Source organism: Pseudomonas canadensis (assembly GCF_000503215.1).
Classification (GTDB): Bacteria; Pseudomonadota; Gammaproteobacteria; order Pseudomonadales; family Pseudomonadaceae; genus Aquipseudomonas; species Aquipseudomonas canadensis.
This window is the reverse complement of sequence record NZ_KI628539.1, coordinates 725,104-749,223: the sequence shown is the minus strand read 5'-3', so window position 1 is coordinate 749,223 and position 24,120 is coordinate 725,104. Positions and strand designations below refer to the sequence as shown.

Sequence of the window (24,120 nt, the reverse complement as noted above, 5' to 3'; positions counted from 1 at the left end):
CCCTCACTTACCCCCTGGAGGAACAGCACCATGAAAATCCTATTGATTGGCGCCAGCGGCACAGTCGGCTCGGCGGTCAAGGCAGAACTGGCTCAGCGTCACGACGTGATCAGCATCGGCCGCAACAGCGGCGACTTCCAGGTGGATATCAGCGACAGCGCGTCGATCCGCACACTGTTCGAGCAGACAGGCAAGTTCGATGCCCTGGTCTGCGCAGCAGGTAGCGTGAACTTCGTACCGTTGGGCGACATGAGCGAAAGCGACTTCGAACTGGGCCTGCGTGACAAGCTGATGGGCCAGGTCAACCTGCTGCTGATCGGCCGCGAATACGCCAACGATGGCGCCTCGTTCACCTTCACCAGTGGCATTCTGAACCGCGACCCGATCCGCACCGGCGCCTCGGCGGCACTGGTCAATGGCGCGCTGGATGCCTTCGTCAAAGCGGCGGCAATCGAGTTGCCACGTGGCCTGCGTATCAACTCGGTGAGTCCGACGGTCCTGTTGGAAGCCATGGACAGCTACGCGCCGTACTTCCGTGGCTACAAACCGGCGCCAGGCGCCGATGTGGCGTTGGCCTACGCAAAAAGCGTGGAGGGCCTGCAAACCGGTCAGACCTTTATCGTAGGGTGATCAGGCTGCCTGTCAGAATTGCCTGAACCTTGCGGGCAGGGTTGTGGTACGGCGCAGGCCTGCGTAACGTGGCGGCACTTGTCTGGAGACTCGATGATGCGTGCCGCCCATACCCTTGCTCTACTTGCCTTGCTTCCCCTGTTTGGCGCCTGCCAGATGTTCGATAACGCTCCGGCCAAGCCTTCTACGGCCGGGCTGACCCGCATGCAGGGCGAGCTCACGGCGGTCGGCGGCAAACTGCTGTTCCAGCCGTGTGGCGACAAACGCAGCTATGTAGTCAAAGACACCGGCGGCACCAGCATCCTGCAGGAAGCGGCTTCGCTTGCCGGCGAGCAAGGCGCGTTGTTTGCCGACCTGCGTGGCCAGTTCTCCGGGGTTGCCAGCGGCACCGAGGGCAGCGTCGACCTGCAACAACTTTACCGCGTCGAGCGCTCGACTTCGGCCTGCAACGACCCGGACTTCAAACGCATGATCCTGCGCGCCAACGGCCACAAACCGACCTGGGTGATGAACGTCACCGCCAAGGGCCTGGTGCTGGAACGCGAAGGCCAGCCGCCATTGGCGGTGCCTTATGTGGAAGAGCAAATCGGCGATGGCCGCTTCAACCTGATGACTGAAGCCAATAATCAACACGTGGAATTGTGGGTCGCCCCGCAGCGTTGCGTCGACCCGGTCAGCGGCAGCCTACAACACATGACCGCCGAGCTGCGCGTCAACGGGCAGGTGCAGCGCGGTTGTGCGTCGTTCGGCGGCTCGCGCGACGACTGACGCCACGCCGTGCTGTTTTAACATGACGGGAAACCACCATTGGGGCTTATAATCGCCGGTTTGCAAAACAGCCGGCCTCCGAGCCCGCCGCCTACCGGATCCTGTCATGTTACGAATCACCGAACTCAAGCTGCCCATCGACCATCCCGAAGAAGACCTGCGGCCCGCCATCGTGCAGCGCTTGGGCATCGCCAGTGATGACTTGCTCGATTTCACCCTGTTCAAGCGTAGCTACGACGCCCGCAAGAAATCCTCGGAGCTGTGCTTCATCTACACCATCGACTTGAACGTGAAGGGTGAAGCCGCCCTGCTGCTCAAGTTTGCCGATGACCGCAACGTCAACCCGGCGCCGGATGTCAGCTACAAAGTCGTGGGCCAGGCGCCGGAAGGCCTGACGCAGCGTCCAATCGTAGTGGGTTTCGGCCCGTGCGGGATCTTCGCCGGCTTGTTGTTGGCGCAGATGGGCTTCAAGCCGATCATTCTCGAACGCGGCAAGGAAGTGCGCCAGCGCACCAAGGACACCTGGGGCCTGTGGCGCAAAAGCGTGCTCAACCCCGAGTCCAACGTGCAGTTCGGTGAGGGCGGCGCCGGGACCTTTTCCGACGGCAAGCTGTACAGCCAGATCAAGGACCCGAAATTCCACGGCCGCAAAGTCCTGCACGAATTTGTCAAGGCCGGTGCGCCGGAAGAAATCCTCTACGTCAGCAAGCCGCACATCGGTACGTTCCGCCTGACCGGCGTGGTAGAGAACATGCGCGAGCAAATCATCGCCCTGGGCGGTGAAGTTCGCTTCGAGCAGCGCGTAACCGACGTGCTGATCGAAGACGGCCAGTTGAACGGCGTCGTCGTCGATGGCGGCGAGCAGATCCTGTCCAAGCATGTGATCCTGGCACTGGGCCACAGCGCCCGCGACACCTTCCGTATGCTCCACGGCCGTGGTGTGTACATGGAAGCCAAGCCGTTTTCGGTGGGTTTCCGTATCGAGCACCCACAATCCTTGATCGACGCCGCGCGACTGGGCAAATACGCCGGCCACCCAAAACTTGGCGCCGCCGACTACAAGCTGGTGCACCACGCCAAGAACGGCCGCTCGGTCTACAGCTTCTGCATGTGCCCAGGCGGCACCGTGGTCGCGGCGACTTCCGAGCCGGGCCGTGTCGTCACCAACGGCATGAGCCAGTACTCGCGTAACGAGCGCAATGCCAACTCCGGCATCGTGGTCGGTATCACGCCTGAGGTGGATTACCCGGGTGGCCCGCTGGCGGGTATCGAGCTACAGGAGCGCCTGGAATCCCACGCTTATGTCCTCGGCGGCAGCAACTACGAGGCGCCGGCGCAACTGGTGGGTGACTTCATCGCCGGCAAGCCGTCCACGGCGATCGGCAGCGTGGAACCGTCTTATAAGCCTGGCGTATCCCTGGGCGACTTGGCGCTGGCTTTGCCCGATTTTGCCATCGAAGCGATCCGTGAAGCCTTGCCGGCATTCGAGAAGCAGATCAAGGGCTACTCGCTGCACGACGCCGTGTTGACCGGTATTGAAACGCGCACCTCGTCGCCGCTACGAATTACCCGTAACGAATCGATGCAGAGCCTGAACGTGAAAGGCCTGTTCCCGGCCGGTGAAGGTGCCGGTTATGCCGGAGGGATTCTGTCGGCAGGCGTGGATGGGATTCGGATTGCCGAGGCGTTGGCACGGGATATGTTGGGCATCGAGGCCTGACACCTTCCCTTGGAGGAGCCCGGCTTGCCGGCGACGGCGATCTTGAGGACGCTATCGCCGGCAAGCCCGCTCCCCCACTGTTTTTTGCCGGGTGTCAGATATTCGCGCGCAGGATGCTGTCCGGCAACGGCTCGCCCCGCTCGACACTGGCCGCAACGGCCGCAATCAAGTCCTCCAACCCGTACCCCTGCGCTGCCAACCAGGCCTGATCGTAGTAAGTCGTGGCATAGCGTTCACCGCCATCACACAAGATCGCCACGATCGAACCCGATTCCCCCGCCGCTTTCATCTGCTGCGCTGCCACTAAAGCGCCAACCAGGTTGGTCCCGCTGGAACCACCGACCCGCCGCCCCAAGCGCTCGGCCAGGTAGTGCATGGCCGCCAGCGACAGCGCATCCGGCACCTTGACCATCGCATCGATTACCTTGGGCAGAAACGATGCCTCAACCCGTGGTCGGCCAATACCTTCGATGCGTGAACCGCAGTCCAGGCGCAAGCTGGCGTCGCCGCTCTGATAGAAATCAAAGAACACTGAACGCTCGGCATCGGCACACAATACGCGGGTGCGGTGCTGGCGATAGCGCACATAACGACCAAGGGTCGCGGTCGTGCCGCCAGTGCCGGGGCTGGAGATCAACCAGCTCGGTTCCGGATGCTGCTCGAAGCGCATCTGCTGGAAGATCGACTCAGCGATGTTGTTATTTGCCCGCCAGTCGGTGGCGCGCTCGGCATAGGTGAACTGGTCCATGAAGTGACCGCCACTTTCCCGCGCCAGACGTTCGGATTCGGCGTAGATCTGCGTGGGATCTTGTACCAGGTGGCTTTTGCCGCCGTAGAAGGCAATCTGCGCGATTTTCTCCTGGGAGGTGGTAGCCGGCATCACCGCGATAAACGGCAAACCGAGCAAGCGCGCGAAGTAGGCTTCGGAAATCGCTGTCGAGCCACTGGACGCCTCGATCACCGGCGCGCCCGGCTTGAGCCAGCCATTGCACAACGCGTACAAAAACAGCGAACGCGCCAACCGATGTTTCAGGCTACCGGTGGGGTGGCTGGACTCGTCCTTGAAGTACAACTCGATACCCGGCAACCCCGGTAGCGGCAAGGGAATCAGGTGCGTGTCGGCGCTGCGCTGGAAGTCTGCTTCAATGATACGAATGGCTTCGCGTGCCCAGGGTCGTTGATCGCTCATGGAGAGTTTCTCTAAAGGTGTAAGCCCTGATTTTAGGGGGTTTCCTACGCCTCACACAGATACAGTACCGACTCAATCGGACACACAATTGCTAGGCTTAGGCGCAACGTCATGCCAAACAGCTGCTTATAACAAATAAGAATATAACTTTTGTTTTAACAACTAACCGTACGGGTTAGGGTACCCACCTATTGAATCTGGATTGGAGAGCATCCCTTGCCTCTGCGTAGCACTTTTACCCGTTTCTTCCAGCTGGAAGCCGCCAGCGGTCTGTTGTTGATCGCGGCTGCCGCCCTGGCGTTGATCATCAACAATTCACCTTTGTCGCACTTGTACGCTGCGTTTCTCGACGTACCGGTGGTGGCCCAGATCGGCGCGTTGAAAATCGCCAAGCCGGCCTTGCTGTGGATCAACGATGGCCTGATGGCCTTGTTCTTCCTGCTGATCGGCCTGGAGGTCAAGCGTGAATTGCTCGACGGCCACCTGTCCAAGCCCTCGCAAGTGGTGCTGCCAGGCGCGGCGGCTATCGGCGGCATGGTCGTGCCGGCGCTGATCTACTGGGCGATCAACAAGGATTACCCCGCCGCACTCTCCGGCTGGGCGATCCCCATGGCCACCGACATCGCCTTCGCATTGGGCGTGCTGGCCTTGCTGGGCAAGCGTGTGCCGGTGTCGCTGAAACTGTTCCTGATGACCCTGGCAATCATTGACGACCTGGGCGCGATCATCGTCATCGCGGTGTTCTACTCCGCCGACCTGTCCGGCGCTGCACTGGCGGGCGCGGGTGCCTGCTTGATTGCCTTGATTGCCATGAACCGCCTGGGCGTAATCAAGCTCGGGCCGTACCTGATCATTGGACTGATCCTGTGGGTGTGCGTACTCAAGAGTGGTGTTCACGCGACGCTGGCCGGTGTGACGTTGGCCTTCTGCATCCCGATGCGCACCAAAAACGCCGAACCCTCGCCACTGCTCACACTGGAACATGCGCTGCACCCGTGGGTGGCCTACGGCATCTTGCCGCTGTTTGCCTTCGCCAACGCCGGCGTATCCTTGACTGGCGTCAGCCTGGAAAGCTTCACCCATCACGTGCCCATGGGCATCGCCGCTGGCCTGCTGATCGGCAAGACCGTGGGTGTGTTTGGCCTCACCTGGTTGGCGATCAAGACCGGCCTTGCCGCCCTGCCCAGCGGCGCGAACTGGGGCCAGGTGTTTGGCGTGGCGATCCTGTGTGGCATCGGCTTTACCATGAGCCTGTTTGTCGGTTCGCTGGCATTTGTGCCGGGTGCCAGTGAGTTTGCCGGTGAGGACCGGATGGGGATTTTGACGGGATCGATTCTGGCGGCGTGTATTGGTTATGCGGTGACGGCGATGGCGAGTCGTAAGAAGGCCACGCTTCAGGGTTGAACTGACAGACCGAAAACCAAAAAGCCGCCTCGGATTGACCGAGGCGGCTCCACTCCTCAGACCTTACAGGTCATCGAAGCTGTCTCGCAGGAACGTCCATACGTGATAAGCACGCAGGCAGTTCACTACGAGGTTCCACATACGCCGTGCAAACTTCGACATACTCGGCCCCATTACTTTGGGCCTACCTCCAGCACACTTACCGGAACACGTGGCCTTTGGATGCAGGTCAATGCATCTTTGAGGCGGCCGGGTTGATGGGCCTTCCGCGTGAATCCGGCACGGATTACTAGCCCGTGGCGGTCAGTCCGAAAACTCGCGCGCGTACCCGGCTCACCTAAAAGCAACAAATGTAGAACAGGGAAGAGCCTAACGAATATCCCGAATGAAGGTGTGACGAACAGTGATCAAATATCCAGTATTGCTTGCGAGATCTATTGCAATTTTTTGCAGTGAAATCAAAAACAGAAAAGCTGCAGGAATCGCCCTCGTGGACTATCTCCCAACCTTGCATGACCGTATGACCAGGGGTAACATCCGGCTGCAGGTCAATGCATCTTTGAGTCGCATCCCCAGCCGATAGTTGGGTATGCAATAAAAAACCGCCCTACTAAGGCGGTTTTTTATTGCCTGCGTTTTTTGCTTTTAACCTGGCAGCCGCCCATAAAACGAAAAACCCCAACCAGTCACCCGGTTGGGGTTTTGTGTTTCTACAACCCGCGCTTAGCGAGTAACGCGACTGGTACCATCAACGGTCATGATGCGCACGCGGTCACCAATGCGGAAGATTTCATTCTCCTGCACGGCTTGCACGTAGGCGCGCATGCTGCCGTCGTCTTCGCGAACGGTGATTTCCACACCCTGGGTGCGGGTCAGGCCTTCTTCGGTGGCCGAACCCAACAGGCCGCCAGCAACAGCACCGATCACGGCGGTCACGATGCTGCCACGGCCGCCGCCGATGGCACTGCCGCCAACGCCGCCAATGACTGCGCCAGCAGCGCCACCAATTGGGGTCTTGGTGCCTTCGATTTTCACCGGACGCAGGGATTCGATGGTCCCCATGCGCACGGTCTGTACACGACGCGCTTCGTCACGGGAGTACGAGTCGCCGGTCAGACTCGAGGCGCAGCCACCCAGCAGCAACGACAGGGTGGTAAAGCAGGCAACCAGTAAAACGGACTTACGCATAGCATCAACTCCAAAGGACAGGTGGTCATTAAACGCTGCAGCTTGACGCCTGTCACGGCAAGCACCGCAGAAAATTGCTTTCATTCAGCCTCAGTACAGACTGCCCGCACCAGAAAAATCGACGAACGGTAGCACTTAACGTCCAACCAGGATCTTCATGGATTACTTCATCATTGTAGTCACAACCCTTGCCGGCCTGTATTTCCATGGCTGGCTGTACCTGCGCATCAGGCGCTGGGTGGATCGCGATCTGGCGCTTTCCCTGGCGGGCAATGATGCGCACAAGCGTGCCTTCATGCTCAGGCAGCTGGAAAAGGCCCGCAACTTGAAAATCAAACGGTCCGACCTACCGCATTGGCTGAAGAATGCCGCGCAGCAGTACACGCCCGAAGCCTCTGGTGTAGAGACTTCAGGGTGACGGGCAACATTCAGGTGAAGTGACGAAAGGTGCAGCTCAGGGTGCCAAGCGCTCGCGCGCCCAATCGGCCCCTTGCAGGCGATAGTTCAGCCGGTCGTGCAAGCGGCTGGCACGACCTTGCCAGAACTCGATGCGCTCCGGCAGCAAGCGGTAGCCACCCCAATGCTCGGGGCAGTCGGGCTGGGTGTCGCTGAAACGCTGTTCGGTGGCCTTGAGCAGGTCCTGCAGCTCTTCGCGGTCGCGGATGACCTGGCTCTGCGGAGACGCCCAGGCGCCCAGGCGGCTGCCCAGCGGGCGGACCTGATAATAAGCGTCCGACTCTTCAGCCGTGACCTTCACCACCCGCCCTTCGATACGCACTTGGCGCTCCAAGGTCGGCCAGAAGAAGGTCATGGCCGCAAACGGCCGCGCCGCGAGCTGCTGGCCCTTGGCACTCTGATAGTTGGTGAAGAAGGTAAAGCCCTGCGCATCCAACCCCTTGAGCAACAGGATGCGGCAGTGCGGACGACCATCCTGGTCGACGGTGGCCAAGGTCATGGCATTGGCTTCCACCGGTGGTTGCTCGGTTTTCACCGCGTCAGCAAACCACTGATGGAACAAGGCAAACGGCTCGCTCGGGGCCTGGGCCTCGCTCAAACCATCCCGTGTGTAGTCACGGCGCATATCGGCCAGTGCCTGGGTCATGCGGCTTTATCCTTGTGGTTCAGCGGATCAGTTTTTTGCTTGGTCGTTGGCCGGGGCTGCAGCCTTGGCTTTGGCCGGTGCTGGCTTTTTGGCAGCAGGCTTGGCCGGGGCTTTTTTGGCGGCTGGCTTGGCAGCGGCTTTCTTGGCGGCTGGCGCCTTTTTAGCGGCGGCTTTGGCCGCTGGGGCCGGTGCCGGAACGTCCTGCACTGCAACCATCTCGGCGACAGGCGGGGTTTTGCCCGACTGATATTTGCTCAACAGCGCCAGCATGGTGGTGCGCTGAGTGAACATGATTTCCATCCGACGGTTCAGGGCACGGCCCTGGTTGCTGTCGTTGGCGGCACGTGGCATCAGGTCGCCCATGCCACGCAGCATCAGACGGTCCTGCTTCAGGCCGCTGAGGCTGAAGATCGACGCGATGGATTGTGCACGTTCCTTGGTCAGCGCCTGGCTGGCTGGGGCGGTGCCCGTTGCGTCGACGTGGCCCAGTACCAGTACGGCGGTCTTCGGATCGGCTTCAACGGCCTTGGCGACGCGGGTGAACGGACCCAGGGTGACCGGCAGCAACATGGCTGGGCGTTTCGGGTTGTAGGAACCGTCTACCGGCGCGATCACGACGAGCACGTTGTCACGACGTTCCAGTTGCAGGTTGCTGTCCTTGATGGCGGCGCGCAGGCGTGGCTCATAGTCATCCAACCAGGCCTGAGTGATTTTCGGGTCAGGCATCGGCACGTTGGTCACGTCGACCTTGGCCAATGGCTTGGGTTTGCTTTCGAACGGCCACCACCATTTGGTTTCGGTGTCGTTCTTGGCGACGGCTGGAGTGGCGGCAGGTGCGGGCTCGGCGGCCTTGAGGTCGGCTTTCAGGTCGGCCTTGGCATCGGCGGCCTTTTCGTCGGCAGTCTTGGAAGAGAACGGCCACCAGCTGGAGCCGGTGTCAGCCTTGGCGGCTGGGGCGGCAGCGGCGGCTACCGGGGCGGCAGGCTTGGCGCCGGCAGCGGGCTTGGTGTCCGGTTTAGCCTCCGGCTTGGCATCGGTTTGGGTCACTGCGTCCTTGGTCGCGGCCTTATCAGATCCAAATGACCACCAATGCCCGCCCTCGGCATCATTTTGTGGAGTTTGTGCGCAGCCGGTAATAGTGAGGCATAGCGCCAGTGCCAAGGACTTGTTCGATAACATGAGATATCCACAAAATGAGAAAAGAAACGGGGGTCTGGATGACCCGTTAAACAGACGCTTACAGAACATTAAAGTTACATCATTTCGTTCAGCGCCTTCTTATAGTTGCCTTTGTAACAAAAAAACGTGAAACAGCAAGGGGTTTACAGACAACCGGCCAATATTCCGACCAACTTCTGTGCCCGTGGGTCCATAAGTACATAAGGCCCCAATGTATTAGTGACGAAACCAAACGCTACATCATGCTCTGGGTCGGCAAAGCCTACCGAGCCGCCTGCGCCGGGATGCCCGAATGCACGCGGGCCAAGGCCGAAGGTGGCATTGGGCAGCTGCGGTTGGTCCAACATGCAACCCAGGCCAAAACGGGTTTGTGTCAATAATGTTTTATCCGGCCCGATACTGTGTTCGCGGGTCAATTGTTCAAGCATGTCGGCTTCGAGCAAACTACCGTCCAATAAGCCGCTATAAAAGCCCGCCAGGCTGCGTGCATTACCGTGACCATTTGCCGCTGGCTGCTGCATACGGCGCCATTCAGGTTTGTTAGTGCTGGTCAGAATAGACGGTGGATTAGCAAAAGCACGCGTCGTCATGGCCGCAGGTTCACGCATCATTACTTGCAGTAAACGCTGTGCCGCTTCATCGCCCATATTGCCTTTGCTACGCGCTATATGTGCCACGCGATAAAACTCTTCATCCGCCAGGCCCACATGGAAGTCCAGCCCCAATGGCCGCGCAACCCGCGCCACGATGGATTCTCCCGGCCCACGCCCATCGGCGCGACGGAGCAATTCACCCACCAGCCAGCCGTAGGTGATCGCCTCGTAGCCATGACCTTGGCCGGGCGTCCACCACGGGGCTTCGGCCGCCAGGGTGTCGACCATCAGTTGCCAGTCGTACAGCGCCTCGGTCGGCAGCATCTCGCGGATCGCCGGCAACCCGGCCTGGTGGCAGAGCAACTGGCGCAGGGTGATGGATTCTTTCCCCGCCGCCGCAAACTCCGGCCAGTAGTTGGCAACGGGTACGTCCAGTTGCAACTTGCCTTCGGCCACCAACTGCAAGGCCGTGACGGCGGTAAACGTCTTGGTACAGGAGAACAGGTTGACGATGGTGTCACTGTGCCAAGCCTCGGCACCGTCCTTGTCGGCGGTGCCGGCCCACAGGTCGACGACGGTTTCGCCGCCTATCTGGATACACAGCCCGGCACCACGCTCCTGCGGGTCATCGAACAACGCGGCAAAGGCTTCACGTACCGCTTCGAACTGGAGTTCGTAATGACCCTGGATCTGCACCTGAACACCCTCGGACAACACAGCAAAAAGTGGCCGACATTGTTCCAGTACTGGTGGGTTTTGTGAACCCGTCAGCCCTCAATCAATGACCATTCCCTGAGTGCCCGCCCGCATGCCCGGCGCCCTGCCCCGGGCCTTTGCCTTCGTGCCCGGCCCTGCCGCCTTCGCTTTCACGCACGGCGCCCGCCGCCTTGGCCTTTTCTGCTTCCTTGCCCAGTTGATCGACCGCCGCCAGGTTGCTTTTGCGCACGCTGTCGACAAAGCCCTGGAACGGCACATCGGTGATACCCACCAGGCCAAAATGGCCGTTTTCACCGTCCAGCAAACGCCCGGTTGCCGGCTGATCCAGGTACTGGAACCAATGCACGCCGACAATCGACGGCTCGGCCATGGCCTGCTTGAGGAAGTTGCCGTACGCCACACCACGGTCCTCTTCCTTGGCCAGTTGGGTCACTCCCCCCCAGAACGGCCCACGGTCAGCCGAGCCAAAGTTGAATTCGGTGATCAGCACTGGCTTATCCAGCGCACGCAGGGTGGCGAAGTCATAACCGTCCTGCGGCTTGAGGGTGTACATGTTGAAGCTCAGCACATCGCAATACTGGGCACAGGACGCCACGGCTTCCGGCGTGCTCACCGCAAAACGACCACCCAACAGCAGTTGGTTGGGTGCATGCCACTTCAGCGAGTCGGAAATGGTCTTGAAGTAGGCATCGGCAAAGGTCTTCTGGAAATACTTGAAGTCCGCTTCGATTTCCGGGTGTTCGGGGTTGGGCATCGGCGGTTCAAAGCCCGGGTCTTCCATCAGCTCCCAGCCCTTCAGTTCGATGCCCCAGGCTTTCGACAGCCCTTCTTCGTTACGGTACTTGTCGCGCAGTTGCTTGAGGAACGCGCGCTTGGCCGGGACATCGGTGGTCATGCGCAAGGTGCCGTAGGCCAAGGCATAGCGGGACTTCGGATCATCACCTGGGCCGGCCCAGGCCAACTCGTTGTCGGCAAAGAAACCGATCAACCACGGATCATCACGGTGATCGCGGGCAGCGATGGCCACGGCGCGCTCGGTGGCCATGGCGAAGCGCGGGTCGAACGGATCGGGCATGCCACCCCACCAGTCGGTGCCGGTGCTGATGCTGGTGTAGTCGCCGACGATCGACAGCGGCAAGGTGTAAGGCACGCGATCGGCACGGGCGAGATCGTCGTCGCTCCAATTGCCCACGGTGTTGAAACCCCAGGCTTGCAGGCGGTCGAGGGTGTGAGTGGTCCAGCGGGTCTGGTCAAACCCGTCACCGCCATAAGTGCGTTGCAGGTTGGCGCCGTAGAAATCGTACCAGCGCCCGGCGCCAAAGCTGCGGCCTTCACCCGCGCCGTTGCCGGTGCGGTTGTCGCCGCTGCCGTAATACTTGTCGAACGGTTCGCCGGCCTTGGGCAGCACCGCGAACATCCATTCACGGCCGGACACGTAGGTCTGGTTGTTGTCCGGGGCCACGGTATTGACGCCCAGCGAATAGAACGGATGCCCCTCCGGCGTCACCAGGTACCAGCGCCCATCGCGTTTCTCGGTGCGGAAAAACCCGCTGGCGTCGAACGCCGGACCTTTGTTCCAGCCACCGTACTTATCCAACGAGGACTTTTCCCGCGTGGCCAGCCAGCCCTGGAGCTGCTGTTGCTCCTTGGCAGCGGCGGCCTTGAGTTGTTCGTCGCTGCTGACTTTTTCCGGCCAGCGCGCACGGGTGGATTGACCATAGGCATCCACCAATTCGCTGTAGGCAGCCTTCAACACCGGCTCGCTGTCCTGCACGCCAAAGCGCTCCAGCAGGATGCTTTGGGCGGCGTTGGGCTTGATCATCGACAACGTCACCGAAACCACCTGGCTGCGGTCGATTTCACCCGCGCTGCTGGCCAGCAAGACACGCTGGCCGTCTAGGGTGATCGGCATCGGCGGGCCGGCCTTCATGCCCTGGCTCAACGGCGAGTTGGCCTGCAACGGGACCAACAAGGTTTGCGCCGGGCCCGCCGGAAGGTCGATGCGACTGACCAGGGTACGGCCGTCGCTGCTCTGCACCTTGACGTAGAGCGTCAGCGCCCAATCCATCGCACTCTGGATGCGCAGACTCATGGCCCCCGACTGGGACCAGTCCCAGGCGCCCGTCTGTGGGCTGAGCACCAGGCTGGGTTCGGCAGCCGGGTTGAACGTGATGCGGCGCAACACTTCGCCTTCGGGGGTCTGCTCGGCGTTGTACTGCGGCAGGCTGGCGTCCTGGGTCGCCACCTTGACCACATCAGCGGGCCGGACGAAGTTGAACAAGGTCTGTTGCCCGGCAGGCGCGGCCATCAAGGGCGCGGCGAACAGCAGGGCAAAAAGGGCGGGCAGCGTGCGAATCATACGAGCAAGGTTCTCCCAGACGGCCGATGAATGGCCTGATGAAATACAGTGAGATAGACCACGAAGTGGGCGAATCCGCCCACGGTGGCTTAAGAAATTTCGCGCCTGAACGGCGGCAAGGCATTAAGAATAGCCTTGCCATAGCGTTGGGTGACCAAACGGCGGTCGAGCAAGGTGATGGTGCCTCGGTCCTCTTCGGTACGCAGCAAGCGACCGCAAGCCTGGACCAGCTTCAAGGAAGCGTCCGGCACCGAGATCTCCATGAACGGGTTACCGCCCCGCGCTTCGATCCATTCGGCCAACGCCGCCTCGACCGGATCATCCGGCACCGAGAACGGGATCTTGGCGATCACCACGTGTTCACAGTAGGCGCCCGGCAAGTCCACGCCTTCGGCAAAGCTCGCCAGGCCGAACAGTACGCTGGAGTCCCCACCATCGACGCGCGCCTTGTGTTTGTTCAGGGTTTCCTGCTTGGACAGGTTGCCTTGGATAAACACTTGTTTGCGCCAGTCGCGGTCGAGGCCGTCGAACACGTCCTGCATCTGTTTGCGTGACGAGAACAGCACCAGCGTACCGCGTGAACCTTCCACCAGCTCCGGCAGGTCACGGATGATCGCGGCGGTGTGGGCCGCCGCATCCCGTGGGTCGGCCTTGAGGTCCGGCACCCGCAACACACCGGCATCGGCGTGATGGAACGGGCTCGGCACCACTGCTGTGACGGCCTTTTTCGGCAGGCCGGCACGCATGCGGAAGCGGTCGAAGGTGCCCAGGGCGGTCAGTGTGGCCGAGGTAACCAAGCAGCCGTAGGCCACGTTCCATAGGTTGCGGCGCAGCATTTCGGCGGCCAGGATCGGGCTGGCGTTGACCTCGATGTCGAACAGCGCACCGCTTTCCGACAGGGTCAGCCAACGCGCCATCGGCGGGTTGTCTTCCGGGTCTTCAACGGTGAAGGCAGTCCACAACTCCCAGTTGCCCTGGGAGCGGGACAGCAGGCTGCCGAACAGCGGGTACCATTCCTCGGCCTGGTTGCTGGCGATGCCGATGTTGACCTCGCCATCCATGCCTTCCTTAAGCAGGTCGGTGAGGCGGGTGAACAGGTCAGTCAGGCGTGAAAAGCCCTTCTTCAGCTCGATGCCCATTTCGCGCATGTGCTCGGGAATCAAACCGCCGACGAACCGATGACGCGGCCGCTCGCGGCCCTCGACGTCTTCACCGGGTTTGAAGTCGGCCACCTGCTCGCAGGCGCTGAACATGAATTGCTGCTGGGTCTTGATCTCCCGCGCCAGCTCCGGCACCTGTTCGATCAGCTTGCCCAGGTCGCCGGGCAGCGGGTGCTGGGCCAGCAACTTGGTGAGGTTCTTCGCGGTGGTTTCCAGCCAGTCGGCAGTGGAACGCAGGCGCGTGTAGTGGGCAAAGTGGCCGATGGCCTTGTCGGGAAGGTGATGGCCTTCGTCGAAAACGTAGAGGGTGTCACGCGGGTCCGGCAGCACGGCGCCGCCGCCCAGGGCCAGGTCGGCCAGGACCATGTCGTGGTTGGTGACGATCACGTCGACCTTGCCCATACCTTCGCGGGCCTTGTAGAAGGCGCACTGGCCGAAGTTCGGGCAATGACGGTTGGTGCACTGGCTGTGGTCGGTGGTCAGGCGCGCCCAGTCGGAATCCTCCAGGGCGGTGGGCCAGCTGTCGCGGTCGCCGTCCCATTTATTACCGGCCAGTTTCTCGATCATGCTGGTGAACAGCTTCTGGCTGGCCTCATCGACCTCGATCTTAAAGCCTTCTTCTTCGAACAGTTGGGCCGTCGCGGTTTGCGCGTGGCCTTCCTGCAGCAATACGTCGAGCTTGGACAGGCACATGTAGCGCCCACGGCCCTTGGCCAGGGCGAAGGTAAAATTCAGGCCACTGTTGCGCATCAGGTCGGGCAGGTCTTTGTAGACGATCTGCTCCTGCAGGGCGACGGTGGCGGTGGCGATCACCAGGCGCTTGCCGGCGGCCTTGGCGGTGGGGATCGCGGCCAGGCTGTAGGCCACGGTCTTGCCGGTACCGGTGCCGGCCTCGACGGCCACGACCGCGGGCTCACCCTCGCGGCGACCTTCGTCGTCGGTGTCGATATCCCCGAGGACCTTGGCCACTTCGGCGATCATCAGGCGTTGGCCATAGCGCGGTTTCAAGCTCTTGGCTTCGAGAAAACGCGAGTAGGCGCCCTGGATCGTGGTTTTGAGTTCAGTGCTGATCATGGATAGTCGGGCGCAAAAAACGCTGGATAAATTTTCAGTGGTTCGGATCGGCGGCTATCATACCCCGCTAATGAATCCCGCGCAGAACGGAGTACCACAATGACCGCGTTTAGCCTCGCTTACACCCTGCATGTATTGGCCGCCCTGGTATGGGTCGGCGGTATGTTTTTCGCCTGGATGATCCTGCGCCCCGCCGCTGTGGCGGCACTTGAAGGCCCTGCCCGACTCAAGCTGTGGGCAAATGTGTTTCAACGTTTTTTCGTGTGGGTATGGATCGCGGTGGCGATTTTGCCGATCAGCGGCATCGGCCTGCTGCAATTGCGCTTCAATGGGTTTGAGACGGCGCCGCGTTATGTGCAGGTGATGATGGGCTTGTACCTAGTGATGACGGCGTTGTTTATCCGTATCCAGGCGTTGAAATTCCCGGAATTGCGCACGGCGGTGGCGGCTGAGGACTGGCCAGCGGGGGCTGCGGTGCTGGGGCAGATCCGCCGGTTGGTGGGGATCAATTTGATCGTGGGGTTGGTGGTGGTGGCGATTGCTTCGGCTCGGCCGATGTTGTAGTGAGCGGGCTTGTTGTGGTGAGCGGGCTTGCCCCGCGCTGGGGGGGCGAAGCCGCCCCAATCCAGTCACCGCGTGTTTGCAGTGAGAAACAGGTCGTACGATTTTAGGGCGGCTTCGCCCCCCAGCGCGGGGCAAGCCCGCTCACTACAACCGCTGAATGGTCACAGTGCCTGCAGGCCCAGCCGGCCCCGGCTGCCCTTCCAACCCTGGGCGGCCCTTCTCGCCACCATCGGCGCGGTACACCAGGCAGCCTTTGGACTGGCCACCCTTGCCAGGCTTGCCCGCCGTGCCGGCCAAACCACCGGGACCACCGTCCACCCAGACCTTGATCTGCTGCGCCGGGAAGTCCTGCGGCAACTCGACCCGCACCTGCGCGCCAGACGCGCCAGGCAAGCCATCACCGCCGTTATCACCATTGGCGCCGCGACCGGCCGAACCCCAGGTGCAGCCTGGATCCACGCCATTGGCTCCGTCCAACCCGGAATAACCCTGTGCACCAGCGCCGCCACGGGCGTCTACCGAGAGTTCTTCAGCGGTCAATGAGTTGATGCGCAACGTCAGGTCACGCCCGGCCTTGGCCGGTTTTTCGTGGGTGCCGGGCGCGCCGCGCGAGGTGATCTGGCTGCCGTGGTCCAACTGCGCGTGGCGCACCTGCAATTGCAGCGCGGTGTTGCCGGGCACAATGGCGATGCGGGCGTCGCGGCCCAGGTGCAGCTCATCCACCGTGACCTGGCTGATGGTGGCGGGGATCAGCAAGGTGCCGTAGTCCGCCACCTCCAACCGCTCCAGTTGCAACACGCTGGTACTGCTGGGCAGGCGCATCAACGAGTTGGTTTCCACACTGACGCTTTGAGCCAGGGCAACAGGGCTGACCAACAGGGCCAGCAGTAAAACCTTACGCATCGTGGAGCTCCCCTGAAAATTTTCAAAAAATATTTCTAGTTTTTCTTTGGATGCACAGTAACGACTTCCACAGGCGCTTTGCCAGTGAAGGATCAAAAAAGTTGATAAAGGGGGCGGATTGGCAGCAATGCCCCTGTGGATCGCACAGGGGCAAGGGCCGTCAGCGGTTGATCTGAATTTCCGTGCGGCGGTTCAAGGCGCGGCCTTCGGCGGTTTTGTTATCCGCGACCGGATGGCTTTCACCTGCGCCGGTTACCGCGACAAAATTGCTGCGCGGCACGCCGGCACCGATCAGATAGTCCGTGACCGAATGGGCGCGTTTTTCCGAGAGTTTCTGGTTGTAGGCGTCTTTGCCGACGCTGTCGGTGTGGCCACTGACCCGCAACTGGGCGCTCGGGGCTTCCTGTTTCAAGCGCGTGGCGATGGTATCGAGCTTGGTTTTGTCCGCCGCCGTCAGCTTGGCCGAGTCGAACTGGAAGTGCACATCGCGGATCACGATGGTTTCTTCCTTGACCACGACGACTTCCTCAACCACGGCCGCTGGCGGTGTCGGTGGGCAACCATTGGCATCCACCGGCACACCTTTTGGCGTGCCTGGGCACTTGTCACGGCTGTCCGGCACACCATCGCCGTCTTCGTCGCCATCGCCGTGCACCCAGCAATAGGCGCCGGCCATGCCGCCGATCAGCAGCGCACCCGCGCCCGCGTAGGCCGAGCTTTCAGTGGCACCGATCGCCGCACCGGTCACACCGCCAAGGGCGGCGCAGGTGGGCCAGTCGGTTTTTTGCAAACCTGCGCAACCTGTCAATACTCCGGTTAGCAGAACCAAGGGTAGAGCTGTCCGCATGATGCTCATCTGATTTCTCCTGAGGGGATCGGCGGGGGCCGATGGGTGGAGTAAAGACGGCTCTTTTCATCTGCGCCACTACGCCGCGCCCCTGTATTCATTGAGGATCGCCGCATTCGTAGGACTTTTCACAGCCGCCCGCTCTAGGCCCGCACGCTCAGCCGCGCTAGTCTCTACGGTCCTGATGTGAGGATCTCTGATGACCGCCGGTATTTCTGCCCGTACCCCCCAGCAAGCCTTGGCCGCCTTGCTCGATCTGCACCAGCCCAAACGCCTGCTGCTGTTGGGCGCCAGCCAGTTCCCGGCGCTGGAGGCTTTTCAAAAAGCCCACCCGGATACCCAGGTGTCCATCGCGGCACCGGGCGCGTTGCCTACAGAGCTTGCCGCACAGCGGTTTGACCTGGCGCTGGTGGTGGACTGCCTGGAGCACCTGTCAAAACCGCAAGGCCTGACCCTGCTTGGCGGCATCCGTAACCTGAATGCCAGCCGCATTGCGGTGCTGGTGGACCTGGGCGCCTGCGACTGGAAGGACACCGACTTCTTCTCCCTGGCCCTGCAGGCCGGCGAGCGATTCCAGCGTGATGAGCAGGTTCTGACGCTGTTTACCTACGATCTGCTTGACTATAAACAAGTGCCGGACTGGCTCAACGCCCGCTTCTGGGCCAACCCGGAAAACTTCGGAAAGTATTGGTGGTAACCCGATGAGTACATCCATTTGCCCCTGCGGCAGTGGCAACCTGCTGGATGCCTGCTGCGGTCATTATCACGCCGGGCATCCGGCACCTTGCGCCACCGCGTTGATGCGCTCGCGCTACAGCGCCTATGTGCTGGGCTTGGTGGACTACCTGGTCGCTACCACCCTGCCCGCCCAACAACCGGGCCTGGACCGCAACGCCATCGCCGCCTGGAGCGCCCAGAGCACCTGGCTCGGCCTTGAGGTGGAAAGCTCGGAGGTGTTCGGCGGCCAGCCGGAACACGCGTTCGTGACCTTCACCGCGCGCTGGCATGACAGCAACGGTGAACATAGCCACCGCGAGCAGTCTTCTTTCGTACAGAATGACGGGCGCTGGTACTTCATCGACCCGACCGTGGAAGTGAAGGCCGGACGCAACGATGCCTGCCTGTGCGGCAGCGGGCAGAAATTCAAGAAGTGCTGTTCCAGCTACCTCTAACAACTCTAAGGATTAACGCCATGCTTCGGATGTACAGCTTGATGCTGGCGTTAGCCCTCGGTTTGAGCGGCTGCGCGTCGTGGTTTGAAGACGACTCCCCACCGCCCCACGTGTCGCTGGTGAAAGTCGAAGTGGTGCGCGCCAAGCTGCTGGAGCAGAAATTCAAGCTGTACTTTCGCGTAGATAACCGCGACGACGCCGACCTGACTGTGCGCGGTTTGATCTACAAGGTCACCCTGGGCGACTTCGTGCTGACCGAGGGCGAGTCCAATGAGTGGCTCACCGTGCCGCCGCGCAGTCATAAATTTTTCCGGGTGTCGGTGCGCACCAACCTCTGGCCGCAGATCCGTGATGTGGTGCAGATGCTGAAAAATCCCGACCAGCCCGTGCCGTATCGCTTGGATGGCGAGCTGAAAACCGGATTATTCATCGGTTATGACGTGCAGGTGAACCACAATGGCGAGATAATCCCCGGCGATTTTATTCCGGAGCGACATCGATGACTCAGCAACCCCATGTCCATGGTCCTGACTGCAACCACGATCACGATCACCATGATCACGACCACGGCCATGTCCACGGCCCGAACTGCGGCCACGCTCACCAGGAGCCGGTGCGCAATGCCTTGAAGGACGTGGGTCGCAATGATCCTTGCCCGTGCGGCAGCGAGAAGAAATTCAAGAAGTGCCACGGGGCTTGATGCCCCAACCTGTGGCGGGCTTGTTGTGGTGAGCGGGCTTGTCCCGCGCGGGGCTGCGAAGCAACCCTAAAAACTGACAACGCGTTGTATCTGTAATACTGCCGCGGCCTTAATGGGGCCGCTGCGCAGCCCAGCGCGGGACAAGCCCGCTCACTACATACCCCCCCTGCGCGAGCCTCAGGATCGGCGTTGGAACTGCAGCTCCACTTCCAGCCCTCCTCCCTCCCGATTACGCAACCTCAACCGCCCGTCATGCGCCTTGGCGATGGTGTGAGCGATGCTCAACCCCAAGCCATACCCGCCGGTCTCGGCATTGCGTGAGCCTTCCACCCGGTAGAACGGCTCCATCACCTGTTCCAGCTGTGCCTGGGGAATCCCCGGCCCTCGGTCGCTGATGAGAATTCTCAAGCTATCCGCCTGGTCCTCCACCCGAACCACCACCTCACTGCCATAACGCACCGCGTTTTCCAGCAAGTTCTGCACACACCGCTTGAGGCTGCGGGCGTACCCTGGCAGTGGCTGTTTGGCCCGGCCTTCAATCACCACGTTCTCGCCCACGTCTTGCAGGTCCGCTTGCAGACTCTGCAACAACGCATTGATATCGATGTTCTGTCGCGCCTCGTTGATTTCGCCACTGCTGACAAAATCCAAGGTGCTGGAGACCATGTGCTCCATTTCCTCCAGGTCACTGCGAAAACGCTCCTTAGTGCGGTTGTCCTCGAGCATCTCGGTGCGCAGGCGCAGGCGTGTGATCGGTGAACGCAGGTCGTGGGAAATGGCCGCAAGAAACCGCGTGCGCTCGGCAATGTTGGCGATCAGCCGCTGTTGCATGGCATTGAAGGCCTGGGCAGCACGGCGCACTTCGGTAGGGCCATCCACCGACAATGGCGGACGCTGGATATCCCGGCCCAGGGCTTCGGCCGCCTTGGCCAACGCGTTGAGCGGGCGGATCGCCAGGCGCACCGCCACCAGAGCAATCAGCACCAATACCAGTACCCGCAGCAAATAAATGCGCATGACGTAATCGAACACCAGGTCCAGCGGTGAGGTGCTGGTCCAGCCCTGTTCCTCGCTGGCATCCACCTGCAACCAGCGGCCGTCGGGCAGGCGCAGGTCGATCAGAAACTGCCCCACCACCGGTTTGGAACCCAGCAGGGTCGACAGCCCGGCGGTGTGCCCTTCGCCATCCACCAGCGACAGGCGCAACAGGATCAGCGTCTGGGCGTAACCGGTTTTTTCCGACAATACCTTCTTGATCAACCGTTCGGTGGGCCGGTCGCTGTCGTGAAGCGTGCTGGGCGTATTACTCGCCTGGTCGCTGACGGTCAGGCGGAAGGTCGGCGTGTCGAGCAGCTTGATCAGCAGGTCCGCCTGTTGCGGGTCGCTGTGCACCAGCCGCACCACGTCCGCCAGGCGCGTGGCGATCAAGCGCGCAGGGATTTCCAGCACCTGCCCATGGCGCCGGTCGTACCAGATGCTGCTGGTCAGCGCCTGCGCCGCGAGCATGCCGCTGACCAAAATCAGCACCAACCGCCCGAACAGCGAACGCGGCAGCAGTCTCACGATTCCAGTACCACATCATCGGCGGTGAGCATGTAGCCTTCGTTGCGCACGGTCTTGATCAGCCCCGCCGGCAGTTGCGAGCGCAGGCGGCTGACACACACATCGATGGAACGGTCGAACGGCGTGCTGTCCTTGTCGAACACGTGATTGAGCAGGAAGTCGCGGCTCAGCGGGCGATTGGGGTGCTGCAACAGCAGGCGCAACACGCGGTAATCGGAGTTGCCCAGGCTGACCACCACACCCTCCGGCGACAGTAACTGCCGCGCCCGCGTGTCGAGCTGCCAGCCGGCGAAACGGATGCTCGGCGCTTCATCCAGGCGCGCGCGGTCGGGAAAGCTCTGCACCCGGCGCAACACCACCTTGATCCGCACCAGCAGCTCACGCGGGTCAAACGGTTTGGGCAGATAGTCGTCGGCGCCGATTTCCAGGCCGACGATGCGGTCGATCAACGAGCCTTTTGCCGTGAGCATCACCACCGGCGTGTTGGAGTTCACCCGCAGTTCGCGGCACAGGCTCAAGCCGTCTTCACCGGGCAGCATCAGGTCGAGGACGATCAGGTCGATGACATTCAGCGCCAGGCGGCGGCGCATTTCCTTGCCGTCGGCCGCAGTGGAGACCTGGAAGCCGGCGTCGCTCAAGTAGTCGCAGAGCAACTGGCGGATTTGCGGATCGTCATCAACGATCAGCAGGTGGTCTTGCTTGGCCATGGGCAGTCAATCCGAAAAACAATGAAACGCAGCAAATAGCCGAAAGTTCAGCCAGCCGTGCAGGCAAATGTAATGGAATGTTGTAGGAAACCATAATCACGCATCAGCGATACAAACCTGGGGTATGGCAGGGGAAAACGCTCTTTAGACTACCGAACCTAAATGAGAGTAATTGTAATTTAGACTCGGAAGTTGCCCATGTCATCGCCCACATCTCGCAGCCACACGCTGCACACCACTCTGGCACCGATGTTCGGCCTGCTGGCTGCCGGCAGCGTCGCCCCGATTGCCTTTGCCGATGCGCCACCGGCCAAGTCCAACGATTCGGTGCTGAGCCTGCCGGAAATCAAGGTCGATGGTGAAGCCACCTCCACTTTCAAAGTGGACCGGGTGACCTCGGCAAAAATCAGCCAACCGCTGCTGGACGCCCCGCAAAGCGTGACCATCGTGCCGCAGCAGGTGCTCAAGGAGCAGAACGCGCAGACCTTGCAGGAAGTGTTGCGCAACGTGCCGGGGATTACCTTCATGTCTGGCGAGGGCAACCTGGGGTGGGGCGACCTGTTTTCGATTCGCGGGTTTTCTTCCGAGCAAAGCCTGACCGTCGACGGCGTGCGCGATGCGGGTATGTCCACGCGTACCGACACCTTCAACCTGCAACAGGCGGAAGTGTTCAAGGGCACCGGGTCCATCGAGTCCGGAGTGTCCGCCGTGGGTGGCAGCGTCAACCTGGTCAGCAAGGAAGCGCACCTGGGCGATGCCAACAAAGTCTCGGCCGGGATCGGCACCGACAGCTACCGCCGCCTCACGGCCGACCTTAACAAGCAGCTGAACGACACCACCGCCGTACGCGTCAACCTGATGAAGCACTACAACCAGGTGGCCGAACGTGACGACGTGGACTACGACCGCTGGGGCATTGGCACCTCGTTCGGCTTTGGCTTGGGCACCGACACGCGCTTCTTCGTCGACACCTTCTACCAGAAAGACACCAACACCCCGGACGGCGGCGTGCCGATTCAGCGTGGGACGAACGGCGATCGCATGCCCGGCGTGAAGCGCTCCAACTGGTACGGCGACTCGAGCCTCTACACCCAAGAGAACAAAACCACTTCGCTCACGGCGCGCTTCGAGCATGACTTCGACTGGAATGACGCCAACCTGCGCAACCAGACGCGTTGGGAGCGCAGCGACAATTTTGCCGTGCTTTCCCCGGCGCGCTTCTTCGCCGCCAACGCCAACGGCCAGAAGACCTGCACTGGCACCCGTTGTGCGACCTTGGGCTACACCGGTGTAGGACCGATCAGCCAAGTGCCGGGCAGCACGGTGAATGCCTACACCGACTATGTGAACAACAGCAACACCGCCTACGGCATCCTGCGCGGCAGCGACTTCGGCCTGTCCAAGCGCTACACCATCCTCGACAACCAGACCGACTTCAACTTCAACCTCACCACCGGCAGCCTGCAGCACGCCGTGGTCAGCGGCTTGGAGTTCTATCACGAGACTTACGGCGGCCTGAAACGCAACGCCAAGGTGCCGGCTGGCAACATGCTGTTCGACATGAACGACCCCAGCCACAGCTTCGCCAGCACCTACGTGACCAAAGGCGAAGGCGACCCGCGCTCAGTGATCGACAACGCCGGGATCTACCTGGGCGACACCATCACCCTCAGCGATCAGTGGCAAGTGCTGGGGTCGCTGCGCTATGACAACTGGCGCGCACAAACCAGCCAACGCGGCCAGGCGACAATCAGCAGCACCGACGGTGCCGTCAGCGGCCGGGTCGGCGCGGTGTTCAAGCCATTGCCCAACGGCAGCCTCTACGTGTCCTACAGCGAGGCGGCGCAGCCGTCGGCACTGGGCGCGTCGACCAACAACCAGATCTACGGCGCGGCCAGCACCAGCAACTACAGCCCGGCCAAGTCCAAGACCTATGAACTGGGCACCAAGTGGGACATTGCCCACGATATGCTCAACGTCACAGCAGCGATCTTCCGCACCGAACTGGACAATGCCTGGGAATACCAGGACGGCGAATCCGCCCCGGTACGCGCGTTGCCCGCCAAGCGTGTAGACGGCATCGAACTGGGCCTGCAAGGCAATATCACCCCGCGCTGGACTGCCTACAGTGGTTTTTCGGCACTCAAGAGCACCCAGACCAAAGGCATCAACAAGGGCGCCGAAGCCAAGAACGTGCCTGACCTGACCGCCAACCTGTGGACCACCTACGCCGTCACTGACGCCCTGAGCCTCAGCTACGGCGAGCAATACGTGGGCCGCCGCCGTTACACCGACAACAAATACGTCGGCGGCTTGAACAACAACAGCAGCTACGCCAACGGCCCGTCCGGCGTGTATGCGATCTACACCCGCGACCACGAAAAAGCCCCCGGCTACTGGCTGAGCAACCTGGCCGCGCAATACAAGGTGAACAAGGACACCACGGTCAACCTCAACCTCAACAACGTGTTCAACAAGTTCTACTACAGCCAGGTCGGCGCGTCCCTCGACGGCTTCCAGCTCTACGGCATCCCAGGTGCCGGGCGCACCCTCACCGCCAGCGTCGACTATGAGTTCTGAA

22 protein-coding genes are annotated in these 24,120 nt (G+C 61.4%); 11 read left to right on the top strand and 11 right to left on the bottom strand.

The window, feature by feature from the left end; genetic code table 11:
* Window positions 1-30: 30 nt before the first annotated feature.
* The 3 genes from U367_RS0126330 to U367_RS0126320 all read left to right on the top strand — a co-directional run bounded on the left by U367_RS0126330 (window position 31) and on the right by U367_RS0126320 (window position 3,118).
* The gene (locus tag U367_RS0126330) at window positions 31-630 is read left to right on the top strand and encodes a short chain dehydrogenase (protein WP_028619251.1); all 600 of its coding nucleotides are present in this window, start codon (window positions 31-33) and stop codon (window positions 628-630) included.
* Between the two features lie 96 nt (window positions 631-726).
* Window positions 727-1,398, top strand: a complete 672-nt coding sequence (locus U367_RS0126325) for a COG3650 family protein (RefSeq protein ID WP_028619250.1) — start codon at window positions 727-729, stop codon at window positions 1,396-1,398.
* A gap of 106 nt (window positions 1,399-1,504) precedes the next feature.
* Window positions 1,505-3,118 carry an NAD(P)/FAD-dependent oxidoreductase gene (locus tag U367_RS0126320; RefSeq protein WP_028619249.1) on the top strand — a complete coding sequence of 538 codons (1,614 nt, stop codon included), beginning with the start codon at window positions 1,505-1,507 and terminating at the stop codon, window positions 3,116-3,118.
* Between the two features lie 94 nt (window positions 3,119-3,212).
* Here the strand turns inward: U367_RS0126320 and U367_RS0126315 are convergent, their stop codons facing one another.
* Window positions 3,213-4,307, bottom strand: coding sequence for a PLP-dependent cysteine synthase family protein (locus U367_RS0126315; RefSeq protein ID WP_028619248.1), 1,095 nt, complete (start codon window positions 4,305-4,307; stop codon window positions 3,213-3,215).
* Between the two features lie 216 nt (window positions 4,308-4,523).
* On the opposite strand from U367_RS0126315, the gene nhaA reads away from it, so the two are divergent.
* Window positions 4,524-5,711 (top strand): Na+/H+ antiporter NhaA, encoded by a 1,188-nt coding sequence (gene nhaA, locus U367_RS0126310; RefSeq protein WP_028619247.1) that lies wholly within the window; start codon window positions 4,524-4,526, stop codon window positions 5,709-5,711.
* Window positions 5,712-6,434: 723 nt separating this feature from the next.
* Here nhaA and U367_RS0126305 read toward each other — a convergent pair.
* Window positions 6,435-6,899, bottom strand: coding sequence for an outer membrane lipoprotein (locus U367_RS0126305; RefSeq protein WP_003189251.1), 465 nt, complete (start codon window positions 6,897-6,899; stop codon window positions 6,435-6,437).
* A gap of 157 nt (window positions 6,900-7,056) precedes the next feature.
* Between U367_RS0126305 and U367_RS0126300 the strand changes: the two genes are divergently transcribed.
* Entirely contained in the window at window positions 7,057-7,317 is a 261-nt protein-coding gene (locus U367_RS0126300; RefSeq protein WP_028619246.1) for a hypothetical protein, read from the top strand.
* Between the two features lie 36 nt (window positions 7,318-7,353).
* Here the strand turns inward: U367_RS0126300 and pdxH are convergent, their stop codons facing one another.
* From pdxH to dinG, 5 genes are all read right to left on the bottom strand, one after another.
* A complete protein-coding gene (pdxH, locus tag U367_RS0126295; protein WP_028619245.1) occupies window positions 7,354-8,001 on the bottom strand; it encodes a pyridoxamine 5'-phosphate oxidase in 648 nt (215 codons plus the stop codon).
* A 27-nt stretch (window positions 8,002-8,028) separates the two neighbouring features.
* The gene (locus tag U367_RS0126290) at window positions 8,029-9,180 is read right to left on the bottom strand and encodes an OmpA family protein (RefSeq protein WP_028619244.1); all 1,152 of its coding nucleotides are present in this window, start codon (window positions 9,178-9,180) and stop codon (window positions 8,029-8,031) included.
* Between the two features lie 143 nt (window positions 9,181-9,323).
* A complete protein-coding gene (locus U367_RS0126285; protein WP_028619243.1) occupies window positions 9,324-10,469 on the bottom strand; it encodes an EstA family serine hydrolase in 1,146 nt (381 codons plus the stop codon).
* Between the two features lie 82 nt (window positions 10,470-10,551).
* The gene (locus U367_RS0126280; protein ID WP_028619242.1) at window positions 10,552-12,849 is read right to left on the bottom strand and encodes a beta-galactosidase; all 2,298 of its coding nucleotides are present in this window, start codon (window positions 12,847-12,849) and stop codon (window positions 10,552-10,554) included.
* A gap of 89 nt (window positions 12,850-12,938) precedes the next feature.
* A complete protein-coding gene (gene dinG / locus U367_RS0126275) occupies window positions 12,939-15,083 on the bottom strand; it encodes an ATP-dependent DNA helicase DinG (RefSeq protein WP_028619241.1) in 2,145 nt (714 codons plus the stop codon).
* Between the two features lie 99 nt (window positions 15,084-15,182).
* Here dinG and U367_RS0126270 point away from each other — a divergent pair, with 99 nt between their 5' ends.
* Entirely contained in the window at window positions 15,183-15,647 is a 465-nt protein-coding gene (locus tag U367_RS0126270) for a CopD family protein (RefSeq protein ID WP_028619240.1), read from the top strand.
* A gap of 144 nt (window positions 15,648-15,791) precedes the next feature.
* Here U367_RS0126270 and U367_RS0126265 read toward each other — a convergent pair whose 3' ends face one another.
* Together U367_RS0126265 and U367_RS0126260 are read right to left on the bottom strand one after the other, a co-directional pair.
* Window positions 15,792-16,550, bottom strand: coding sequence for a hypothetical protein (locus tag U367_RS0126265; RefSeq protein ID WP_028619239.1), 759 nt, complete (start codon window positions 16,548-16,550; stop codon window positions 15,792-15,794).
* A 160-nt stretch (window positions 16,551-16,710) separates the two neighbouring features.
* Window positions 16,711-17,406 carry an OmpA family protein gene (locus U367_RS0126260; protein ID WP_028619238.1) on the bottom strand — a complete coding sequence of 232 codons (696 nt, stop codon included), beginning with the start codon at window positions 17,404-17,406 and terminating at the stop codon, window positions 16,711-16,713.
* Window positions 17,407-17,596: 190 nt separating this feature from the next.
* Here U367_RS0126260 and U367_RS0126255 point away from each other — a divergent pair, with 190 nt between their 5' ends.
* From U367_RS0126255 to U367_RS1000000131205, 4 genes are read left to right on the top strand one after another with little or no spacing between them, the layout of a single operon-like run.
* Window positions 17,597-18,094, top strand: coding sequence for a DUF6231 family protein (locus tag U367_RS0126255; protein WP_028619237.1), 498 nt, complete (start codon window positions 17,597-17,599; stop codon window positions 18,092-18,094).
* Window positions 18,095-18,098: 4 nt separating this feature from the next.
* Window positions 18,099-18,569 (top strand): YchJ family protein, encoded by a 471-nt coding sequence (locus U367_RS0126250; RefSeq protein WP_028619236.1) that lies wholly within the window; start codon window positions 18,099-18,101, stop codon window positions 18,567-18,569.
* Between the two features lie 20 nt (window positions 18,570-18,589).
* Window positions 18,590-19,072 carry an LEA type 2 family protein gene (locus tag U367_RS0126245; RefSeq protein WP_028619235.1) on the top strand — a complete coding sequence of 161 codons (483 nt, stop codon included), beginning with the start codon at window positions 18,590-18,592 and terminating at the stop codon, window positions 19,070-19,072.
* Window positions 19,069-19,269, top strand: coding sequence for an SEC-C metal-binding domain-containing protein (locus U367_RS1000000131205; protein ID WP_003189235.1), 201 nt, complete (start codon window positions 19,069-19,071; stop codon window positions 19,267-19,269). Before U367_RS0126245 ends, U367_RS1000000131205 begins: the two co-directional genes overlap by 4 nt.
* Window positions 19,270-19,446: 177 nt before the next feature.
* Here the strand turns inward: U367_RS1000000131205 and U367_RS0126240 are convergent, their stop codons facing one another.
* Together U367_RS0126240 and U367_RS0126235 are read right to left on the bottom strand one after the other, a co-directional pair.
* On the bottom strand, window positions 19,447-20,832 hold the full coding sequence (locus tag U367_RS0126240) for an ATP-binding protein (protein ID WP_028619234.1): 1,386 nt from the start codon (window positions 20,830-20,832) through the stop codon (window positions 19,447-19,449).
* The gene (locus U367_RS0126235) at window positions 20,829-21,539 is read right to left on the bottom strand and encodes a response regulator (RefSeq protein ID WP_028619233.1); all 711 of its coding nucleotides are present in this window, start codon (window positions 21,537-21,539) and stop codon (window positions 20,829-20,831) included. The genes U367_RS0126240 and U367_RS0126235 overlap by 4 nt, the downstream gene beginning before the upstream one ends.
* 198 nt (window positions 21,540-21,737) lie before the next feature.
* On the opposite strand from U367_RS0126235, the gene U367_RS0126230 reads away from it, so the two are divergent.
* A complete protein-coding gene (locus U367_RS0126230; protein WP_028619232.1) occupies window positions 21,738-24,119 on the top strand; it encodes a TonB-dependent receptor in 2,382 nt (793 codons plus the stop codon).
* The last annotated feature ends 1 nt before the right edge of the window (window position 24,120 follow it).